The organism is Pseudoalteromonas sp. Ps84H-4 (assembly GCF_024124645.1).
Taxonomy (GTDB): domain Bacteria; phylum Pseudomonadota; class Gammaproteobacteria; order Enterobacterales; family Alteromonadaceae; genus Pseudoalteromonas; species Pseudoalteromonas lipolytica_C.
The window spans coordinates 1-19,393 of the sequence record NZ_JAMXSK010000040.1 but is presented as its reverse complement, the minus strand read 5'-3'; the positions used below and the strand labels follow the sequence as shown (position 1 = coordinate 19,393).

Annotated in this window: 22 protein-coding genes, 2 pseudogenes and 1 other annotated feature; of the genes and pseudogenes, 19 read left to right on the top strand and 5 right to left on the bottom strand. The window is 41.2% G+C overall.

The genetic code is table 11. The features are described 5' to 3' along the window. Positions 1 to 120 precede the first annotated feature (120 nt). Positions 121 to 990, bottom strand: a pseudogene (locus NH454_RS21080) (IS481 family transposase); the annotation flags it as partial. Between the two features lie 329 nt (positions 991 to 1,319). Here NH454_RS21080 and radC point away from each other — a divergent pair. From radC to NH454_RS21035, 9 genes and pseudogenes are all read left to right on the top strand, one after another. Continuing rightward, positions 1,320 to 1,814: a DNA repair protein RadC gene (gene radC / locus NH454_RS21075; RefSeq protein ID WP_055022415.1), complete on the top strand. Its 495-nt coding sequence runs from the start codon at positions 1,320 to 1,322 to the stop codon at positions 1,812 to 1,814. Between the two features lie 81 nt (positions 1,815 to 1,895). Next, positions 1,896 to 2,054 carry a hypothetical protein gene (locus tag NH454_RS21070; RefSeq protein ID WP_155950872.1) on the top strand — a complete coding sequence of 53 codons (159 nt, stop codon included), beginning with the start codon at positions 1,896 to 1,898 and terminating at the stop codon, positions 2,052 to 2,054. 109 nt (positions 2,055 to 2,163) lie between these two features. Next, complete coding sequence (locus NH454_RS21065) at positions 2,164 to 3,288, top strand: toprim domain-containing protein (RefSeq protein WP_063529429.1); 1,125 nt, start codon at positions 2,164 to 2,166, stop codon at positions 3,286 to 3,288. Beyond that, positions 3,285 to 3,527 carry a class I ribonucleotide reductase maintenance protein YfaE gene (yfaE, locus tag NH454_RS21060; protein ID WP_036973826.1) on the top strand — a complete coding sequence of 81 codons (243 nt, stop codon included), beginning with the start codon at positions 3,285 to 3,287 and terminating at the stop codon, positions 3,525 to 3,527. Before NH454_RS21065 ends, yfaE begins: the two co-directional genes overlap by 4 nt. Positions 3,528 to 3,593: 66 nt before the next feature. Then, positions 3,594 to 3,821 (top strand): hypothetical protein, encoded by a 228-nt coding sequence (locus NH454_RS21055; RefSeq protein WP_036973827.1) that lies wholly within the window; start codon positions 3,594 to 3,596, stop codon positions 3,819 to 3,821. 87 nt (positions 3,822 to 3,908) lie between these two features. After that, the gene (locus NH454_RS21050) at positions 3,909 to 4,058 is read left to right on the top strand and encodes a hypothetical protein (protein ID WP_161805764.1); all 150 of its coding nucleotides are present in this window, start codon (positions 3,909 to 3,911) and stop codon (positions 4,056 to 4,058) included. A gap of 666 nt (positions 4,059 to 4,724) precedes the next feature. Further along, complete coding sequence (locus NH454_RS21045) at positions 4,725 to 5,765, top strand: DUF262 domain-containing protein (protein ID WP_055022416.1); 1,041 nt, start codon at positions 4,725 to 4,727, stop codon at positions 5,763 to 5,765. Next, on the top strand, positions 5,758 to 6,438 hold the full coding sequence (locus tag NH454_RS21040) for a hypothetical protein (RefSeq protein WP_063529428.1): 681 nt from the start codon (positions 5,758 to 5,760) through the stop codon (positions 6,436 to 6,438). Before NH454_RS21045 ends, NH454_RS21040 begins: the two co-directional genes overlap by 8 nt. A 134-nt stretch (positions 6,439 to 6,572) precedes the next feature. Further along, positions 6,573 to 6,995 (top strand): annotated as a pseudogene (locus NH454_RS21035) (tyrosine-type recombinase/integrase); the annotation flags it as partial. Here the strand turns inward: NH454_RS21035 and NH454_RS21030 are convergent. Then, on the bottom strand, positions 6,958 to 7,524 hold the full coding sequence (locus NH454_RS21030) for a hypothetical protein (RefSeq protein WP_063530300.1): 567 nt from the start codon (positions 7,522 to 7,524) through the stop codon (positions 6,958 to 6,960). The pseudogene NH454_RS21035 and the gene NH454_RS21030 overlap by 38 nt on opposite strands. A gap of 128 nt (positions 7,525 to 7,652) precedes the next feature. Continuing rightward, positions 7,653 to 8,042 carry a Cd(II)/Pb(II)-responsive transcriptional regulator gene (gene cadR, locus NH454_RS21025; RefSeq protein ID WP_004588587.1) on the bottom strand — a complete coding sequence of 130 codons (390 nt, stop codon included), beginning with the start codon at positions 8,040 to 8,042 and terminating at the stop codon, positions 7,653 to 7,655. 79 nt (positions 8,043 to 8,121) lie between these two features. On the opposite strand from cadR, the gene NH454_RS21020 reads away from it, so the two are divergent. From NH454_RS21020 to NH454_RS20995, 6 genes are all read left to right on the top strand, one after another. Continuing rightward, on the top strand, positions 8,122 to 8,739 hold the full coding sequence (locus tag NH454_RS21020; RefSeq protein ID WP_036973831.1) for a cation transporter: 618 nt from the start codon (positions 8,122 to 8,124) through the stop codon (positions 8,737 to 8,739). Next, positions 8,726 to 9,121 carry a hypothetical protein gene (locus NH454_RS21015; RefSeq protein WP_004588585.1) on the top strand — a complete coding sequence of 132 codons (396 nt, stop codon included), beginning with the start codon at positions 8,726 to 8,728 and terminating at the stop codon, positions 9,119 to 9,121. The genes NH454_RS21020 and NH454_RS21015 overlap by 14 nt, the downstream gene beginning before the upstream one ends. Positions 9,122 to 9,193: 72 nt before the next feature. Then, entirely contained in the window at positions 9,194 to 10,513 is a 1,320-nt protein-coding gene (locus NH454_RS21010; protein WP_138557221.1) for a TolC family protein, read from the top strand. Between the two features lie 14 nt (positions 10,514 to 10,527). Continuing rightward, positions 10,528 to 11,463 (top strand): efflux RND transporter periplasmic adaptor subunit, encoded by a 936-nt coding sequence (locus NH454_RS21005; protein WP_063527678.1) that lies wholly within the window; start codon positions 10,528 to 10,530, stop codon positions 11,461 to 11,463. Between the two features lie 60 nt (positions 11,464 to 11,523). Further along, positions 11,524 to 14,634, top strand: a complete 3,111-nt coding sequence (locus NH454_RS21000) for a CusA/CzcA family heavy metal efflux RND transporter (protein ID WP_055022428.1) — start codon at positions 11,524 to 11,526, stop codon at positions 14,632 to 14,634. Between the two features lie 125 nt (positions 14,635 to 14,759). Then, a complete protein-coding gene (locus tag NH454_RS20995; protein WP_063527677.1) occupies positions 14,760 to 15,359 on the top strand; it encodes an isoprenylcysteine carboxylmethyltransferase family protein in 600 nt (199 codons plus the stop codon). Between the two features lie 157 nt (positions 15,360 to 15,516). Here NH454_RS20995 and NH454_RS20990 read toward each other — a convergent pair whose 3' ends face one another. Beyond that, entirely contained in the window at positions 15,517 to 16,743 is a 1,227-nt protein-coding gene (locus tag NH454_RS20990; protein ID WP_235374159.1) for a transposase, read from the bottom strand. A 38-nt stretch (positions 16,744 to 16,781) separates the two neighbouring features. On the opposite strand from NH454_RS20990, the gene tnpA reads away from it, so the two are divergent. Further along, positions 16,782 to 17,177 (top strand): IS200/IS605 family transposase, encoded by a 396-nt coding sequence (tnpA, locus tag NH454_RS20985; RefSeq protein ID WP_063528636.1) that lies wholly within the window; start codon positions 16,782 to 16,784, stop codon positions 17,175 to 17,177. Between the two features lie 35 nt (positions 17,178 to 17,212). Here the strand turns inward: tnpA and NH454_RS20980 are convergent, their stop codons facing one another. Then, the gene (locus NH454_RS20980) at positions 17,213 to 17,785 is read right to left on the bottom strand and encodes a hypothetical protein (RefSeq protein ID WP_055022518.1); all 573 of its coding nucleotides are present in this window, start codon (positions 17,783 to 17,785) and stop codon (positions 17,213 to 17,215) included. A gap of 183 nt (positions 17,786 to 17,968) precedes the next feature. Between NH454_RS20980 and NH454_RS20975 the strand changes: the two genes are divergently transcribed. The 3 genes from NH454_RS20975 (at position 17,969) to NH454_RS20965 (ending at position 19,289) form a co-directional block, all read left to right on the top strand. Beyond that, positions 17,969 to 18,478: a hypothetical protein gene (locus NH454_RS20975; protein WP_138558875.1), complete on the top strand. Its 510-nt coding sequence runs from the start codon at positions 17,969 to 17,971 to the stop codon at positions 18,476 to 18,478. A gap of 47 nt (positions 18,479 to 18,525) precedes the next feature. Next, positions 18,526 to 18,846: a transposase gene (locus NH454_RS20970; RefSeq protein WP_008130909.1), complete on the top strand. Its 321-nt coding sequence runs from the start codon at positions 18,526 to 18,528 to the stop codon at positions 18,844 to 18,846. Further along, positions 18,804 to 18,920, top strand: a sequence feature (AL1L pseudoknot). Its footprint overlaps the gene before it by 43 nt. Beyond that, positions 18,849 to 19,289, top strand: coding sequence for an IS3 family transposase (locus NH454_RS20965; RefSeq protein ID WP_082423037.1), 441 nt, complete (start codon positions 18,849 to 18,851; stop codon positions 19,287 to 19,289). It overlaps the preceding feature by 72 nt. The last annotated feature ends 104 nt before the right edge of the window (positions 19,290 to 19,393 follow it).

The window sequence follows — 19,393 nt, the reverse complement described above, 5'->3', positions numbered from 1 at the left end:
TACAATCGCCAACTGGTTGAAGCGATGATCAAAGTGAAGGCGCTAAATAAGATCAACACCCTTGGTCTGCCTAAATATCAGTAAGTTAAGTGAATTTGTTAGAGAGTTGCATTTGATCAACAAGGCCGTTTGTTCACTAACTTCAAAATACCTTTCTATCGGCGTTTTTCCATTGTGAGCACTATGTGGTCTCTCCCAATTGTAATAGTGCTGCCACTCAGAAAGTTGCTCGTGAATATCTTCAGATTCCAAATCAACAGTTGCATAAAACTCAGCTTTATCTGTTTTTTGAGAGCGTTCAACTTTGCCATTAAGGTGCGGTGAAGCTGGCTTATTTGGTCGGAATTTTATCTTGTATCTCATTAATAACTTTTGCACTTTTTCAGCAAAAAATTCTGTACCTCGGTCTGTCTGAAATCGCTGTATAGGGAATAGCATTTCTTCAATTACAGACTCTACAAAGTCAATGGTATTAGTGGCACTACGTCGCTTATAAAGCCTTAACACTCGATAGCGTGTACAGTCATCAATAGCTGTGTACTGGTATAAATTAGGGGCTATTTTACAGGTGTCCATTTGAACTCTTTCGACAGGAATAGGCTTAGAGTATCTTTTGAAGTCAGGCTTTCTACGATAAATAACTATAGGGTCAACTTGGTGCTTTTTAAGCACTTTATGAATAGTAGCTAGCCCTAACTTAATTTGCTCATTTCTAAGCAACTCACTTTGGATTCTTCGAGCGCCTAAGTTTCTAGATTTTCTTAAGACTAAAATCTTAGCTTCCAATTCTGGAGACATTTTTTGATTTGGTGAACTGTGGGGTCTTTTACTCAAACTTTTAAGGCCATCAAGACCTTGCTCTTGATACCTAGACCACCACTTTCGTAATGTTGGCCTAGATATTCCACAACGCAGACAAACTAAACCTGCGTTGTTTGTTTCTTGATAAAGCTTTATCCACTTAAGTCTTTGTTGAATTTCATCGTTCATAACATCCAAGTATAGAAAGGATGTCTATGAATCACACACACTACTACATATAAGCCAAATTGATTTTTTTGCATTTATCATTAATTTAATGATGGCACCTTGCTATCAAATTTACCGTAAGGTAATTAATTTTGATAAAGCATAAAAGCTACTCAGATCCTTGTATTTGTGTAGAACAAGTACCGACGTCTCGTTGTTACTTTGGGTTTAACCCTAGATTTAGCATAAGCGAGTTCAGCTTGCTTGTGTTCAACAAACTTAAATCAACCCATAGGGGATTATTATCCTCTGGGTAATTGTCTCCGCTTAATGTTTCTTTGGAGGAGACAATGACTATTTCTAACTTAAAACTAAATGAAGAAACTGGTAAATATATAATCACGTCAGAGCTTAGCTCTGATGAAATTATTGAAACAGCCAAGAAGCTTCTAAACAATAGGCTGAGACGAGGTGCTATTTTTAAGAGCCCTACCCAAGTCACAGATTATCTAGAGGTCCATTTAAAGGGATTGGAGCATGAGGTCTTTTACATGCTTTATCTTGATAACCAAAATAGACTTATAGACAAAGAAATACTGTTTACCGGAACGATAAATGCTGCAAGTGTTTATCCTCGGGAGATTGTAAAAAGTGTACTAAAAAAGAATGCATCTTCTGTCATTTTAGCGCACAACCACCCATCAGGTATTGCCGAACCATCGCAAGCAGACAAGCTAATAACCACTAAGATCCAACATGCACTCAATCATATTGATGTACAAGTGTTAGATCACATCATTATTGGCGAAAATACTGTCTCTTTTGCTGAGCGCGGTCTTATCTAACTCAAATTAAAACCATTCCTTGTGGGGATACTTCCCATAAGGGGCGTATCCCCTTTTTTGTACTCTTTGGAGGAGATACGCATGAATAATGTAATTAAAAAGGCAATTATGCCAATCCCATCGTCAATACCTAACACTGAAGTGAGAGAGGTATACATTGGCGGTAGAACGATTCTTTCATTACGTGCTAAGTGGGGACCTTTATTTGAAGGTCAACAACGAGCTCAAGCTCAAGGCTAAACGTATGAGTTAGCCTTAGGGCTAACTCTTCTTTTTATTCGAGGCGACCACCTAAAGCGCCTTGTATTCAGGACGCTTTAGGGTCGTCTTGAGGAATAGGAGAGTTGTAATGATTGAATCAAAAATAGATAAAGTACTTGCTTTAGTTAAGTCAAATGGCGGGTGGTCTTCTGTCTACTCAGCCTACCCAGGACTTAATGAAGCAGTTTCAAAATCAAGTAACCACGGTGGTTCACCACAAGTACCATGCCCAAAAACTGGAAACGGAAGAACTAAGTTTCGCCTTTTCCGAGATTGGGTTGATACCGGTGGTGCATACCATAACGATGTAGGTGCTTTACCCGGTGGAATAGATGTAATTGCGTTTATGGAGAGTTGCTCAAAAAGCGACGCTTTAAACAAAATAATCGATATCTGTGGTGGTGACTTATCAAGCATCTCGCGCGAATACGTTCAAAATGTGAAAGCTTCACAGCCAAAAGGTATTAACGATGATGAAAAAGCAAAACGAGTCGCAAAACTTGAGAAGCTTTTTCAACACGCTATTCCTGCAGCTCATGATCAATCTGGTCGGATACAAGCTTACTTGAACAGCCGTGGACTTAAAACTGATGCGAAAACTCTACCGTATACACTTGGGTATGCTGATGAGCTTTGGTGGGGAGATGGTCAGTCTAAGCCTAAGAAACTTCACGGTTTATTAGGCTCAATGACTGATTCAGATGGTAATCGAATCACGATTCATCGAATTTTCCTGAACAATCAAGGCTTAAAAGCTGATGTACCTAATGCGAAAATGTTAATGCCTCCGCCAAGCTATATTGGTGGATGTTCTATCAAAATTGACTCACCTGTAACTGAAGGAGATAACACCTTCATTGGCGTATGTGAGGGGATTGAAACTGCATTAGCTGTACGCGAGGCTACAGGCTGTCCTATGTGGTCATGTTATTCGGACACTTTGCTAGAAATGGTTAAAATTCCAGATAATGTGACTTCAGTATTAATTTTTGCTGATAAGGATGCTTCTGGAGCAGGTCAAGAAAAAGCAGAAGCATTAGCTGCAAGACTACGTAGAGAAGGAAAGTTTGTTGATATTTATATGCCACCTTTAGATATACCTAATGGCAGCAAAAGTATGGACTGGCTGGACACCTACAACTTAGCAGGCCCTAGTGCTTTTTCATTTCGCTTACCTGTTGACATCTCTGTTAATACTGGAGGTGTCAAATGATTAGCGTTTCTGGTCAAGTTTACAATGACACAAATGGAACACTATTACAGACTTTAGAGCTGAATAGTGTTGCCCCTACATCTAACTGTAAATCAGGTTTTTGTGGGGCGTGTCGCATCAAATTACTAAAGGGCAATGTCGAATATATCGATGAACCAATTGGCTTTACAAATGAAGGTGAGATATTACCTTGCGTTTGTAAGCCAAAAGGTGACATTGAGGTTGAAGTAACCTTTTAGATTTTTACAACCAACCCATGCGGGGAGCCCCCCGCTTGGGAAGCTCCCCCTTTCTTTGGAGGAGCAATGAGTAAACATCATATTGAAATGGCAAAAGCTGGTGGTTCTCAGCTACGTCATTTCGCAGCATACCGCAATGGATACTATCCAGATATGGTTATCAGACACTTCATAGCAAAAACTACTCACTTTTTATTAATTGAAAAATATAGAAAGACTGTAGATTTGCTTGTGATACACAATGTGACAATCGCAAATGCCTGTGAAACGGCAGAATTGCTATTTGAAGCATAAACAACCCTTGGGGGATTACTCCCTCAAGGGTGTGAACCCTCAAATTTACTTTGAGGAGATTCAAATGAATTGCTTATGAAAAACAAAATGCTAAATAAGATCATGGTTGAACTAATCTTATTAGCAACAATTGTTGGCTATATTCCAGAGCTCTCTGTTAGTGGTTTTGCGGATATGTTTGGCCGTGTGGTTTCGACAACAAAACATGCTACGAAATTCAAATTCAAGGACTTATAAAGCTAGTCATTGCTTTTGTTTGTATGTTGGCATCTGTTGTGATAGGTTTCTATATAACTTTCCTAAATGGTTCCGAGGAGGACGATCAAGATGAATGAAATCCAAGCTATTGGTTTGACCTTTTTCATTTTTGGTAATGTAGTTTTTTTCGGTAGTTATTTATGGATGCACCACCGAATAAGCAAAAAATAAAATAAGAAAAGACCGTTAATCGGTCTTTTTTTTTGTCAAAATTTGAAGAGAGGAGCTACTGCGCCTAGAACAATAACCAGTAAGGGGTAGACGCGAAGCTCTTCTATATTGCTGAAAATAGAAAAATTTCAATCAATTCCAAGTGTGTGAGTAGAATAAAGATTCATACCAAGTATTAAACTATCATCCTAAAATGGCAGCGATTGCATCGGTACGCTGCCATTTCTAAAACGTTTTTGCCCCATTGTGTGCTAGTACACTTTTTCTTTGCACTTTACGAATGCTTTTTCTAATCGTTGTGGTGTCTTGTAATGTGAGAGTTTACAAGAATATCGACGTGAGCTTAGCCCTCAGTCCTCCATGAATAGTTAGATAGTGTTTCTAGTCACCATTCACTAACCTATTGACTAATATCGACTAAAATATGAGTTGTTGTTACACTGGAATAAACTTAGATAGCTCACTGGAGAACACATGAAAGATTATATGAATCAACTCGATCAAGAGACTAGGAAAGTAGATTTTGATTCATTTGATATATCTGTTAAAGAGTTGATTTCTATGGCGAATGAATCAATTATCAACATTGCTCCTGAGTACCAAAGGCAATTTCGTTGGCCCGAAGATAACCAGTCTAAACTTGTAGAATCTGTTTTATTGGGAATACCTATTCCTAACTTGTTCATGGCTGCAAATAGAGATGGATCTTGGGAGTTAATAGATGGCGTACAAAGGCTTAACTCATTGATTCATTTTTGTGGGACCCCAGAGCAAATAGAAAGTTTTGGGCTGGATAAGCCTCTTAAACTTAAGGGGCTAGATATCCTGTCTAAGTTCAATGGAGCAACGTTTAATGATCTGCCTCATTCACTTCGTTTGAAGTTCAGTTTACGTCCGCTTAAGGTAACAACACTAAGCGATAAAAGTGATCTAAAAGTACGATTCGACCTCTTTGAGAGATTGAATACTGGTGGAATCAAATTAACTCCTCAAGAAATTCGAGCTTGTGTATTTAGAGGGCAATTTAATGATTTTATCATTGAACTTGCAAAAAATGATGACTTCAACAAAGTTGTTAATGTGTCATCAACTAAAGCGAAAGACGGTACCAGAGAAGAGCTTGTTTTGAAGTTTTTGGCTTACAAAACAAAACGTGATGATTTTAAACACAGTGTAGAGATATTTCTAAATGACTTTATGGCCGATGCATCGGTACATTTTAACTATAAGAAGTATAGAGAGCTGTTTGAAAAAACATTTGAATCACTAAGAGCTGTCTTACCTAATGGAATTAAACGCGGCAATAAAGGAAGTACACCACAAGTGCTTTTTGAAGCCATTGCTATTGGAGCTGCCGATGCTATTGAAGAAGGAGTTGATATTAGCGGATCAAATGTAGCCAACTGGATTGATGATGAAGAGTTACGCCGCTTGACAACTGGAGCCACAAATTCAGGGCCTCGCTTACGCGAAAGAGTCGAGTATTGTCGAGTTAGGTTTGTAGATAATGTTTAATGATATTGATGCTGGTGTTATGAATCGCTTGAGGCAACTAGATTCAATACTAGAGTATTTGTCAGATGAGGCACTGACTGAAGAAACTAAAAATTCAGACTTCTATCGTGCTCAGAAAGGCTTGGTGTTTGTTGCAATGTATGCAGCACTTGAGTTCGCAATTACACAATCAGTCACACGAGCATTAGAAGTTATTGGGCAAGAAGAAGCTCCTGCCAATCATTTTAAAAGTGCGGTATTGTGCTCGCTGTTTGATTCTCATTTTAAAGCTCTTCGAGAGTGCGGAGCCTCCAAAGTGTGGGAAAATCGTCATAAACTTGTTCTCGCAGTAACAAGTGATACTGAAGTGACTAATGTTGACAGTTCTGTTTTTCCATCAGGTGGCTCAATGAATATTTCTATTAAACAGCTAGAGAACGTGTGGAATTTTTTTGATTTAGAACGCTCACCACTGCCAGAAGGTGTGCAGCACTTTGTCTTAACCGAAGTCAAGGATCACCGTAACGCGATAGCTCATGGTAGAGAGACCGCAACTACTATAGGGCGAAGGTTTAACGTTACGCAGTTAGATAATAGAGCACGCAGTATAAAGCTTTTATGTCTTCACATTACTTCTTCGTTTGCCTCTTATTGTGCTGAAAAACGATATTTTGTTGCGGATACTGTGGCATAAAAAGCAACTGCTTTGCCATACCAGTAGTTATTCATGGATTGCTAATGCTCGATTTTTCGAAATTCATTTCTTTCCAAATCCTAATCAGTAATACATCCACTATCCTCATAGTGACTTTTAAATAGGAGGTCACTATGAAACCAGAACTAAACCACAATGCTACTGGTGTGAAACGTCCTTTCAAGCTTGAAGAGATTTGGCGTATTCGCACTCGAATTGAAATTCAAAACAACTTGATGCAATTAGCTTTACTGAATTTGGCTATAGATAGCAAGCTAAGATCATGTGACTTACTCTCTTTAAAAGTTCGAGACGTCGCTACTCTCGATCAAGTATTTGAAAGGGTTCAATTAACGCAGAAGAAAACAGGGATCGAAGTTCAATTTGAGATAACTCCGAGAACACAACAAAGTATTATCCATTGGGTTCAAGAAGTTAAATTGCAACCCAGTGATTATTTGTTTCGGAGTATACGTCGCTCTAATCAACCAATAAGCTATTCATATTACAGGTCTATCATCAGGAGCTGGGCTGAGCAATTAGGACTTGATTGCGACTTGGGGACAAGAAAACCTTCGATGATAAAAACGCCATATCGATTGCACAACCTCTCTGCGAAGCAATAATGTCGATGACCGCTCGTACCCGTTTATCCTCAGGGCGCGATGAAAGCGCAGGACTATAGACTAGCCCTACCGCTTTATTTACTGTTTTCCACACTTTGTCGATATCGACGTCAGTAAATAGATGCTGAGAAATGGATCCCAATTCTTTGCTAGTAAGCGGCAGAGTATTAATTCCATCACTCCTAGCTTGACGTAAGGCTTTGAGAAATTGTTGGTTTTGCCTATCTTCAGGCTCTAAATAGATGACTACAATCTGATTGTCCTGTGCCAAAACCTTGTGAGGGACATCTTCGAAAATCACAATACATTGTCCGGTGTGAATACTTTGTGCCTTGTAATCTTGAACCGAGATGTCTTTGTCTAAACCAATGCAAATTTGGACAGCATGATGTGCATGAACATCATTATCAGGACTGATTCCGATGTAAATCGCTTTGTAGGGCCACAAATGAATATGCATGGCTGACTCAGTATCAAAAGTTCAGGCTATTGATTTTTGCCTTATAAATCTACACAAATGACGAATGTTAGCCGATAGATACACGTTGAGGCGAGTGCGCACAGTGAAACTGTGTGCTTCTTACACTTTTAAGTGTGTAAATAATTTAAAATGCCACAGTCCCTAATGGTTTTGTTTTGATCACACTTTGACGCCATATTTTCGAGTGATGACTTTAATGCGTTTAGCTCTTCAATGCGAATAATGACGTCTGATAAATGCTTAGCTATTAACGTATTGATATTTGAACAGCTCTGATCTGGCTTCGAACGACTGTCCATGAGCGTTTTTACTTCCATGATAGACATATCCAATGAACGACACTGTTTAATAAATAGGAGTTGTTCAATAGTCCCCTTGTCGTAGACACGATAATTTCCACTTGAGCGCTTGAGCTCAGGCAATAGCCCTTTCTTTTCATAAAAACGAATGGTCTGAATACTACAACCTGTCGTCTTTGCGACATCACCAATTTTCATTTTTTTCTCCTAACCGTTGACTCTATACCAAGTATAGACTTTATACTCATACTATTCATCAGTAAAGAGTGTGTTTCTAATGAGCGGATGTGGGTGCGAAGTTGAAATAAAAGACCAGTCTCAACGACAGGTTTTGTATTGGCTTTTGGGAATAAACGCGACAATGTTTGTTATAGAAATGGGGATCGGGTTGCTTGCTCATTCAACCGCATTAATAGCCGATTCACTTGATATGCTCGCCGACGCAGTTGTCTATGGTGTTGCCCTTTATGCTATTGGTAAATCGCTATTGCACAAAGCCAATGCGGCTAGAATTAGCGGCTTTTTTCAGATGGCACTGGGTGTGTTGATTATCATTGATATTGTAAGACGGTCAATTTACGGTAGCGAACCTGTATCGGGACTAATGATGGCTATGGGGGCAGTTGCACTGGTTGCTAATGTCATTTGTCTTGTGATCATACGCAAACAAAGAAATGAAGAAGTGCATATGCGGGCAAGCTGGATATTTTCAGCCAACGATGTGATTGCCAACTTAGGTGTTATCTTTGCTGGCGTTTTGGTGTTTTGGCTCGATTCTCGATGGCCTGATCTGGTTATCGGTGTGATAGTTTCGTGCGTTGTGTTGCGCGGGGCAAAAATGATCCTCGAAGATGCTGGAAATGAAAGACAGCGAGCGCTTAATGCGCAAAGTTGATAAGAAAATGCCAATTTTTAATTGCACATCAAAACTGCGTAGGTTGGCATGGCTACTTATTACTTTGCTCATGTGTCAATCGGGCTTTTCGTTCGCCGCTCAATGCGATGACTACCCTGCGGAGGTATCGTCAGTCCCTGAACAATCAAAGTCGATAGGCACTTATGATGTTCCCGAAAAAAATGTAAATGCTGGTGATAATACGTCGAGTGAAGAGTCTAAGTGTTTCCATTGTGTGCTGTGTCAATGTGGACAGATTAAGTTTCTGGCACAGCACCCAATAAATGACGTATCTAAACCGTTATATACCAATCAATACAGTTATTCCCGCAACGTCACTGACGGCCTAGTCGAAGGCCTTTTGCGCCCACCTCAACATTAATCCATTCCCTCCTATATGTTTGCATGGGTGCTTTCCATGTATGTCGTTATCTTATGAACAAAAGGTTCTTTTATGAGTTCTTCACGCCCACTGGGCATAAAAAAAGCTAGCTCAGCGTATCTGAAATTGATATCTGCTGCACTGGTAACCATGAGCATATCTGTTCAATCTGCCAATGCGCAAAAGTCTTCAATCACGCTTGAAAATGCGCTCAAACGCACATTATCAAACAACCCAGATTTAGTTGTGTTCGAATTTAAATCTTCGGCTTTGGATGGTGAATCAAAAATGGCCAGCTTACGACCTGAAATGTCTGTTGGGGTTGAAGTTGATAATGTGTTGGGAACAGGCGAAGTGTCTGGTATTAAAGATGCCGAATTGACACTGACCTTATCGTCGGTCATCGAGCTTGGAGATAAAGTCAGCGGCCGAATGAATGTGGTGAGTTCAAAAAAAGCACAACTGCTTACACAACGGCGCATTCGTACGCTGGACATCTTGGGTGAAACAACTCGACGATATATCAATGTCATTGTCCAACAAGCGTTGCACAAGACTGAGCAACGAGCTGAAATGCTGGCTCGCACAATGCTTCAGACAGTCTCTACACGGGTTGAAGCGGGGGCTTCTTCACCACTTGAGAAAAAACGTGCAGAGTCAGCGTTGTCGCAGGCGCGTTTGTCGTTATTGATAAGTGAACAAAAACTCAATGAGTATAAACGCGACCTGGCCATCATGTGGGGTGACACTAACGCTGTGTTTGCGGAAGTTGAAGGGACACTGTTATCGTTTCCAAATTCACTATCACTTGAACATATGCTTTCACAGCTTCAAAGCAATCCACACGTTCTGCTTTATGCTGATAACTATCGGGTACAAGAGGCCAGATTGAGAGTGGTTCAGGCCAGTCAGCAGTTCGACATTGCGTGGGAAGCCGGTATCCGAAGAATGCAGGGAATTGATGACACAGCGTTAGTCGCCAGTATTTCGGTGCCGTTAAATACCAAGCAGCGGAATCTAGGTGAATACGAACAACAGCGCGCATTGCTTGACAGTATAGACTATCAAAAACAAGCGAAAATTCGTGAACTCACTCGCCAATTAAATCAAGTCATTAGCGCAAAAGACCAAGCCTTGCTCACTGTTACGACCCTTCAAGACAATGTCGTCCCAACATTGGAATCTGCATTGAAATTGGCGCGGGATGGCTATGAAAGTGGTCGCTACAACTACATAGAGTGGGTGACAACGCAACAGCAACTCATAGATATGCAACGAACTATGATAAAAGCCGCAGGCTTAGTTCACCTTCGAAGCGCAGATCTAGAGGCACTTACGGGAATTCCCGTGTTTTCTGACTCTCCCTCGACGTCTGCTCAATCATCACAATGAATAGAGAAAAAATAATGAATAAATCACAATTTACATTAGTTACTAGCGCACGTGACTTGCTTGGCATGTTAGTCATGCTAGTTACTTTACTGTTTGCTTCTGTCGCCCTGGCTGATGATGACGATGAGGAAGCCGAAGAAAGACCCGAGTACGTAGTGTTATCTCAAGAACGGATGCTTGAACACGATATCGTGACTGCATCGGCCGCATCAGGAACATTATCGCTCACAACCAGAACCTTTGGGCGGATAGTTCATGATCCTGCGTCACTGAGTCATATTCGTGCCCGCTTCGACGGTGTTGTAAAACGTATCATGGTGAATATTGGAGATAAAGTAGAAAAAGGTGACACACTGGCAATCATTGAGTCAAACGAGAGTTTAAATCAATACTCAATCACCTCACCGATGTCTGGAAAAATCATAGCTAGACACGCCAATGATGGTGAGCTCACCAACGGTCAAGTACTGCTTTCTGTTGCTAATTACTCTCGCGCAATTGCTCAATTGGCTATTTTCCCCAAACAACGTACTCGTATTGCCGCTGATATGGAAGTCACTTTAAGGCTTGAGGAATTGCAGCAACAATCAAGTATAAGCCACATTACGTCCTCACCTGATGACAAACCTTATTCTATCGCGTTTGTGAACGTTGATAATGGCAGTGGTTATTGGCCTTTAGGCGCTATGGTAGAGGGTTATATTCAGATTGGGTTCCAAGAAGTCAATCTGGCTCTCCCCAAAAGTTCAATACAAGAGTTAGATGGGCAAACCATTGTTTTTGTCAAAGAAGGGGAGCGATTTTACCCCCGCCAAGTAAAGATTGGGAACACGGACAACCGTTTAGTAGAGATTGTGAAGGGCGTTCAAATAGGCCAGCAAGTCGTTGTAGAAAATAGCTATCTACTAAAAGCTGATTTATTAAAAATGGAGGCGGGCGATGATGACTAATTACCTGCGCATTTATTGTCAAAAGCAAAGCCAAGTCCATAAAAACGGTGAGGTGAGAACATGATAGCACCAATACTCCGTCTATCCATTGAGCGACGTGGTGTCATGATGTTGTTCGCCTTGTTTGTCGCCTTTTTTGGTATGTATAGTTACAAACAATTGCCGATTGATGCTGTGCCTGATATCACCAACGTGCAAGTGCAGATAAATACCGCAACCCCAGGTTACTCGCCTTTGGAGACTGAACAACGCATAACGTTTATAGTTGAAACCTCGCTGGCCGGTTTGCCTAATTTATCGTATACCCGCTCGATATCACGCTATGGTTTGTCGCAAGTCACAGTCGTGTTTAAAGAGGGCACTGATTTATATTTCGCACGAAATCTCGTCAACGAGCGTCTCACCGCCATCGCGGCGCAATTGCCAACAGGGTTAACCCCTGAAATGGGCCCTATCTCCACAGGCTTGGGTGAAATTTACATGTACTCGTTAAGTGCTGAGCCTCAGGCGCGACAGGACAACGGTCAACCCTATGATGCTATGGCATTAAGGGAGATCCATGATTGGGTAATTAAGCCCCAATTGTCGCTTGTTGAGGGGGTGACCGAGGTTTATGCGATAGGCGGATTTGAAAAGCAATATCATGTGAATCCTAATCCAGTCGCAATGATAAACTTTGGGATAAGTACAGGTGACCTTCTCAGTGCGCTAGAACGCAACAATGCGAATCAAGGCGCTGGTTTTGTAGAACAAAATGGGCAACAAGTACTGATCAGATCGGAAGCCCAACTTAAGGGCATCGACGATATCGGCCAAGTGGTTGTTAAGATCATTGATGGCGTACCGGTAAAAATTCAAGACATCGCCCAAATCAACCTCGGTAAAGAGCTGCGCTCTGGAGCCGGCACGTTAAATGGCCAAGAAACAGTGATTGGCACGACAATGATGTTAGTGGGAGAAAACTCTCGTACGGTCGCCAAAGCTGTGGACAGTAAGCTCGAAACCATTAAAACAAGCTTACCCGAGGGCGTAATCCTTGAAGCGGTTTACGATAGGACAAGCCTCGTTGACAAAACCATCGACACAGTGCAGAAAAACCTCGTCGAGGGCGCTTTACTTGTCATCGTTGTGCTATTCGTTTTGCTTGGGAATGTGCGAGCTGCACTTATTACCGCCGCTGTAATACCCTTGGCAATGCTTGCCACGATATCGGGCATGGTCAAAACAGATGTGTCTGCTAACTTGATGAGTTTAGGCGCACTGGATTTTGGCTTGATTGTCGATGGCGCAGTTATCATTGTTGAAAACTGTATCAGACGATTATCCGAATCCCAGAAACAAAACGGCGCTACTCTACCGCTCAAAGAAAGGCTGAATGTTGTATATGAAGCCACTAATGAAGTCATACGCCCCAGTTTGTTTGGTGTATTGATCATTACCATTGTTTATATCCCCTTGTTCACGCTCACTGGCGTCGAAGGTAAAATGTTCCACCCCATGGCAGCGACCGTGATAATGGCTTTGCTTGCCGCAATGGTATTTTGTTTTACCGTAGTGCCTGCGGCGATAGCAATTTTCATGAGAGGTAAAATTAGCGAAAAAGAAAGCCCAATTATTAAAGGTGCAAAGGCAGTCTATCGTCCTGTTTTAACCGGAGCGCTGCGTTTTAGATGGCTAGTGGTAGTAGCAGCGAGTGCTTTGGTTGTCGGCAGTTTATGGATGGGCAGTAAATTAGGCTCCGAGTTTATTCCCCAGCTCAATGAAGGTGATATCTTAGTACAAGCGATACGCATCCCTGGGACTGGGGTAGAACAAGCAGTTGAAATGCAAAAAACTCTTGAAGCGAAACTTATGCAGTATGAGCAAGTTCAGACGGTATTCGGTCGCACGGGTACGGGTGAGGTCGCTACCGATCCTATGCCGCCCAACATTACTGATACGTTTGTTATTTTGAAGCCTAGGGAACAATGGCCCGATCCATCAATGACTAAAGCCGAGCTAGTCGAAACGTTTGAAGAGGACTTGTTTACCTTGCCCGGCAATAATTATGAATTTACCCAACCTATTCAAATGCGGTTTAATGAATTGATCAGTGGGGTAAGGGCAGATTTGGGCATAAAACTATTTGGGGATGACTTAGATACCCTCTTTGCATCTGCTTCTGACATTTTGTCCGTTATTTCAACGATTGAAGGGGCTGATGACGCGAGGCTTGAGCAGGTAGAAGGCATTCCAATCTTCACCGTCACACCAAAGCCTGATCAATTGGCACGCTTTGGTTTGGATATAGCCGACTTGCAGTTATGGCTCAATGCTGCGACAGGTGGAGAAACCGCTGGAATGATTTTTGAGGGCGACAGACGCTTTGAAATTGTCGTGCGATATGCCGACGACATTCGAAATGAACTCACTCAGCTTGAGAGCGTTCCCATAGTCACGCCCTCTGGTGAGCATGTACCAATAAGCGAATTAGCCACACTTGCATTTAAAGAAGTACCTAGCCAAATAAGCCGGGAGAATGGCAAACGTAGTATTGTTGTCACAGCAAATGTGCGTGACAGAGATATTGGCACTTTTGTTGAAGAAGCTCAGGCGAGAATTAATGATGAAGTAGATTTACCTGCTGGTTATTGGCTCGACTATGGTGGAACCTTTGAGCAGCTCGAAAGTGCGAGTCAACGATTGACGATTGTGGTACCGGTTACGTTGTTTGTGATTTTGACAATGCTGGTAATTGCGTTTGGTTCTATACGCGATGCGTTGATTATCTTCACAGGTATCCCTTTGGCATTAACAGGCGGTGTAATGTCCCTTTGGTTAAGGGATATGCCTTTATCCATATCCGCGTCGGTAGGATTTATCGCGTTGTCTGGGATTGCCGTATTAAACGGATTGGTAATGCTGTCCTTCATCAAGCAACGTTTGCTAGAAACCGGAGAATTAGTGAATAGCATTGTTGAAGGGGCACTTATTCGCTTGCGTCCGGTATTAATGACAGCACTAGTGGCAAGCCTTGGATTTGTGCCCATGGCGCTCAATACGGGCATAGGTGCAGAGGTGCAACGGCCTTTGGCCACGGTGGTCATCGGCGGGATAATATCGTCAACCTTGCTAACACTGGTAGTGCTGCCTGTACTCTATCGACTCGTGCATAGTAAAGGGGATCAGTAGTGTTCTTGGGCATTTATTCGTAAATGCCCAAGTTTTACCTGAACGATTTTTAGGTACCTATTGACTCTTTATTAAGTATAGACTTTACAATCATATTCTTAACGTCATGTACGATAAGGATAGATATGGTTTCGCTTATTTTAATTAGTAGTTTTTTGGCGCTAGCCGTCCTCGGTAGAAGCTTTGTTCAATATAAGAGAAATGGTGATTTTGGTATAAGAGCAGCATCTATAAACGCACCATTAATAGAAATTGTACCAGGGGCTATATTCGTGGTTACGTTTTGCTTTGCATTTGGTCTAGTTCTTTTTGGTTACTTAGGACGTGCGCCCCTACTATTTGTTCCTTCAATTCCATTTCAGCTTCTCGGCTCCTTGATTGGCGCCTGCGGAATTGCTGTAACTTTGTTGTCTCAAATTCAAATGGGAGATTCATGGCGTATTGGCGTTGACCAGCAAGAAACGACTGCACTTATTACCCACTGGATTTACGCAAAGTCTCGCAACCCCATTTACTTTGGTATTTTTCTATTTTGGGCAGGGGTGTGTATAACGTTCCCACATTTGCTGCTTTGGGCATGTGCTTTTGTATGTTGGATTTGCATTGAAGTGATTGTTCGACAAATTGAAGAGCCTTATTTGAAGAAAGTGCATGGCGATGATTTTCTAAAATATAAGTCTGACACTAACCGATACATACCTAAGCTTTCACGCTTTAAGTTTTGACGCTTAAATAAGTAATGGCGCAGGCTGCTTTATATGCATAAACTAACGAACGGTATCTTTTAACGTCCATTTTTATGAACTGTCGTTATTCTTAAGTGAACTACCCAGCGACATCGCTTCGCTCTGATCACTGGGCTTCTACAGTCTAGCTTAACGGCTAGGCTGCTTCTTTTTTCTCAGATCCAAAATCCAACTTCGATAATTCGAAGACTTTCGTTTTAACGGATTGTTTCTCCTGAGATACGGGTGCTACCCTTGCGACGATTCCAGCCGCAATTAAATCTAATTCACCTGTCTTTTCTATGCTCTTAGCCGACGATAGATCACGGTTTTGATACGTTCCGCAAGCTACACAAGTGAAATACCTATCGTTCAATGTTAAAACATGGTTTTGGCCGCACTCTGAGCAGATCCCAGTGGACTTCTCAAATCGACCAATTTCGTGATACAACTTACCCTCTAACTCAGCTTTGTATTTTGAAAGCTGAGTTATCAGCCCCATTACGTTATCGGCAACCATGCTGCCATTGAACTTTTGAATCGCTTTTACGTTTAAATCTTCAAAACACGCTATATCAGTTTCATTGATTATCTGTCGTGAAATTTTGTGCGCAAAGTCGAGCCTTTGCCTTGAGATTTTACCGTGTAGTTTATTGATGCGTTGTTTAGTTTTGTGCCAACGATTTGAGCCTTTGGTTCGACGCGCAAGCTGGCGTTGCAATTGATTTAGCTTCTCTTTTGACTGTTTTAAAAACTTCGGATTATCGGCCACAAATCCGTTCGAACCAACCACCGTTTGCTTTGAGTTGATATCAAAACCAGTGATCTTTTCCAAAACCTGTTTAGCCGTTTTACACTCTACTTCCTGTGTGATGCTGCATTCCCATTTTCCGTGACGATATTGAACAGTGACGGTCTTAATTTTGCTCACTAGCTCACGATGCAGAACGATTGGCACTTTACCGACTTTTGGGATGCTTATAGCGTCATTTTCAATTCGAATACAGTTGGAATTATTGACCGCTCGGAAGCTATCATTGTGAAGCCGCTTCCTTTTGTAGGAAACTTTGTGCTTTGGAAAATGCTGCAAACGACCTTTAGAAAATGCATTCTTCATCGCTGTTTCCAAGTCGCGAGCAACCTGCTGAGCAGCAGCAGAATCAAACGCTTTAATCCAGCTAAATTCCTCGAATGGCTTAATTTCCTTGAGGAGAGAAGCCATATCTTTGTAAAACAGGAATGTTTTATCGTATTCATAACGACGCATATTTTCAGACAACAACAGATTCCAAATGCCACGCGCTATCGCACCAAACTCAATGAGCTTAACTTCTTGTTCTGGCGTAGGGTTTAGCCTGTAGTTGTATCTGAGCGTCTTTTTCATATACTGTATAGACTACTGTATAAGGCCAAGTTGTCAAGATGGAATATGAAACTAAATCTCACTGCAAATATCTAATTTCGCTTCATTTAATTTTGGTGGTTAAGTACAGAAAACCTCTGCTAAACGGAAGGCTGGGTGAGTTTGTTAAGAAAACGGTTTTCGATGTTTCTCTATCATCTGACTTTAGGATCGAAGAGGTTGAGATAGACAAAGATCACATTCATATGCTGATTACAATCGGCACTCGATATTCAGTAGGCCAGCACGCAAGGAGGATTAAGCAAGCCACAACCGCTAAAATCTGGAAATCATTTCCTTATCTGAAAAACCAATTTTGGAAAGAGAAAACATTTTGGTCTGATGGGTACTTTGTGTGTTCTGTAGGGAATGCAAGCGCAGAGACTATACGAAAATATATCCAAGAGCAGGGGTGACACCTATTCATCCCCGCGACATCACTTTGTTCTGATCACGGGGTTTTCTCGGTGAGTTTAGATAAATTACATTCATTTATTAATAACTGACTTATAGAGTCAGACTCTTTTGATAGTGTTAGGAGCTCATCATCCTTTGAAGGGGCTGTTGAATCGTTAAGTTCTGAGTTAGAGAGAATGTTCTCGATTTCTAAAGAGTTTGATGAGAATTTTTGGCAAAATTCAATTATCTTATCGTTTTCCAATTCTCCGATATCTTTCTTGTTCCTCATGTATAACTTATAGTTCTCCGTTACAACCTCTAAAGCTGCATGTTCATAGCGTATGGTCGCTATTATTTCACTATCTTCGATTTTATAGTCAACAATACTTACCGATATCGGACGTAAAATGCGGGCCTTCTCGCTATAGCTTGATACACCTGCTTGTGAATTGCTAATAATGAAATAAGCGCCGAGCTTTTCAGCTGCTTCTTTATGTATCAAATCTACAATGTTGTATTCATTTACTGTGAGGCCGATAGTTTTAAACTTGATAACTCTCACAGTATCAGCTGCATGAGCACTATGGCTCAATACTAAAATGACTAGTAAAAATACAAATTTCATAAATCCTCCTTCAAAGTTAAAAGTATAAATTATTGAATGCAGGTTTGTAAGAATATAAAAAATACAATGAGATTTTTTCATAACCTATTGTAAAAAATTGATATTTAGTTTTGTTTTTAACATCTGCGCGAAATGAAATTCATGAAATGATTAATATAGTTTTAGCTATTGGAGATTGTTTTAATGAATTCATTGAAAGCGCTAGCAAATGGGGTTTTTCTATCGATTGTATTCCATGCACTCGGGAGTGCTTATGGTGCAGAAAAAGTTAGTGTCAATTTAACGCTAAGTAACACCACTGAGTACGACGCACAAGTAATCGAGCATCTACTTCAAAAAAAAGCTGTGGAACAAGCAAAAGTAAACCTCAACACGAATGTTATAAGCGGCAATAAATTATTGCCAAATGTAAGGGCAAAACTTAAAGAGCTAAACTTAAAGCAAGAGCTAAGCACCCTCAATGCAACGGCTACTTTTGAGTTAACTGAAGGCCCAGAGTTAATTGCTAACGAGAATACTATTAGGATTTATGACGAAGTATTTCTGTTTAATGGCATCGAAACAAAACAATCATCATTGAAAAAAAGACTCAAAGAAAAGGTGTTTGAACATAAATTCTTTGCTGATATCCAAAGCAAATTATCTAACCTAGTGACAATATCAGACTATAAAATCAAAGAACCTCAAATTTGAATCGCCCCGTGTTTGCCAGAGACTCAATAACTTGAGAAACTGGAACTATGAAAAAATCAAATCGCTATACATCAGAATTTCGTGAACGTGCAATTAGGCTTGTTACCACACAACAGCATGAATACCCTTCTCTTTGGGCTGCGCTAGTATCGATTTCAGATAAACTGGGATGTACCCCAGAAACACTTAGAGCATGGGTCAAGAAATCTCAAGCTCAACCGTCTAAACCCTCTTCTAATACGCAATCAACTGAAGAACGCCTTGCCGTCTTAGAGCGCGAGAATAAAGAGCTCAAGCGAACGAATGATATCCTGAGGCAAGCTGCCGCTTTTTTCGCCCAAGCGGAGCTCGACCGCAAACAGAAGTAATAGTGGATTTTATTGATGCTTGCAGAGAGCATTACGGTGTCGAGTCAATTTGCAAGGAATTGCCGATTGCACCATCAACGTATTATTCTCATAAACAGATACAAAGAGAGCCTGAGCGACTGTCTAACCGCAAAAAGCGTGATGCTGAGCTGATAATACTCATTCGCGAAGTGTGGGAGGATAATATGTCAGTTTATGGTGCAAGAAAAATATGGAAGCAGCTACAGCTTGACGACCATCAAGTCGCCCGCTGTACAGTCGAACGATTGATGCGAGTTATGGGAATTCAAGGTGTTCGTCGGGGTAAAGCACATAAGACAACGATACCTGACGAGCAACAAGATAAGCCACTTGATTTAGTTAATCGTCAATTTACTGCTGAGCAGCCAAATCAACTTTGGGTAGCTGACATCACCTATGGTGTGCCCGGAGTTCAGGGCTAACAAGGATGTTTAAATTGAACCACGAACCTGTCTGTAATCCATGACAATATTGGCAGGAGCCAATAAGTTATGGCTACTTCTGGTTGTGCAGAAGTATGAGTCTG

Bases quoted from the DNA above. Each gene is read 5' to 3' on its own strand.
- NH454_RS21055 (WP_036973827.1), top strand. From the start codon at position 3,594: ATGAGTAAACATCATATTGAAATGGCAAAAGCTGGTGGTTCTCAGCTA.
- NH454_RS21065 (WP_063529429.1), top strand. From the start codon at position 2,164: ATGATTGAATCAAAAATAGATAAAGTACTTGCTTTAGTTAAGTCAAAT.
- radC (WP_055022415.1), top strand. From the start codon at position 1,320: ATGACTATTTCTAACTTAAAACTAAATGAAGAAACTGGTAAATATATA.
- NH454_RS21040 (WP_063529428.1), top strand. From the start codon at position 5,758: ATGTTTAATGATATTGATGCTGGTGTTATGAATCGCTTGAGGCAACTA.
- NH454_RS20990 (WP_235374159.1), bottom strand. From the start codon at position 16,743: ATGAAAAAGACGCTCAGATACAACTACAGGCTAAACCCTACGCCAGAA.
- NH454_RS21020 (WP_036973831.1), top strand. From the start codon at position 8,122: ATGAGCGGATGTGGGTGCGAAGTTGAAATAAAAGACCAGTCTCAACGA.
- NH454_RS21030 (WP_063530300.1), bottom strand. From the start codon at position 7,524: ATGCATATTCATTTGTGGCCCTACAAAGCGATTTACATCGGAATCAGT.
- NH454_RS21045 (WP_055022416.1), top strand. From the start codon at position 4,725: ATGAAAGATTATATGAATCAACTCGATCAAGAGACTAGGAAAGTAGAT.
- NH454_RS21000 (WP_055022428.1), top strand. From the start codon at position 11,524: ATGATAGCACCAATACTCCGTCTATCCATTGAGCGACGTGGTGTCATG.
- NH454_RS20975 (WP_138558875.1), top strand. From the start codon at position 17,969: ATGAATTCATTGAAAGCGCTAGCAAATGGGGTTTTTCTATCGATTGTA.
- cadR (WP_004588587.1), bottom strand. From the start codon at position 8,042: ATGAAAATTGGTGATGTCGCAAAGACGACAGGTTGTAGTATTCAGACC.
- tnpA (WP_063528636.1), top strand. From the start codon at position 16,782: ATGGAATATGAAACTAAATCTCACTGCAAATATCTAATTTCGCTTCAT.
- NH454_RS21015 (WP_004588585.1), top strand. From the start codon at position 8,726: ATGCGCAAAGTTGATAAGAAAATGCCAATTTTTAATTGCACATCAAAA.
- NH454_RS21010 (WP_138557221.1), top strand. From the start codon at position 9,194: ATGAGTTCTTCACGCCCACTGGGCATAAAAAAAGCTAGCTCAGCGTAT.
- NH454_RS20995 (WP_063527677.1), top strand. From the start codon at position 14,760: ATGGTTTCGCTTATTTTAATTAGTAGTTTTTTGGCGCTAGCCGTCCTC.
- NH454_RS21050 (WP_161805764.1), top strand. From the start codon at position 3,909: ATGCTAAATAAGATCATGGTTGAACTAATCTTATTAGCAACAATTGTT.
- NH454_RS20980 (WP_055022518.1), bottom strand. From the start codon at position 17,785: ATGAAATTTGTATTTTTACTAGTCATTTTAGTATTGAGCCATAGTGCT.
- yfaE (WP_036973826.1), top strand. From the start codon at position 3,285: ATGATTAGCGTTTCTGGTCAAGTTTACAATGACACAAATGGAACACTA.
- NH454_RS21005 (WP_063527678.1), top strand. From the start codon at position 10,528: ATGAATAAATCACAATTTACATTAGTTACTAGCGCACGTGACTTGCTT.
- NH454_RS20970 (WP_008130909.1), top strand. From the start codon at position 18,526: ATGAAAAAATCAAATCGCTATACATCAGAATTTCGTGAACGTGCAATT.
- NH454_RS21070 (WP_155950872.1), top strand. From the start codon at position 1,896: ATGAATAATGTAATTAAAAAGGCAATTATGCCAATCCCATCGTCAATA.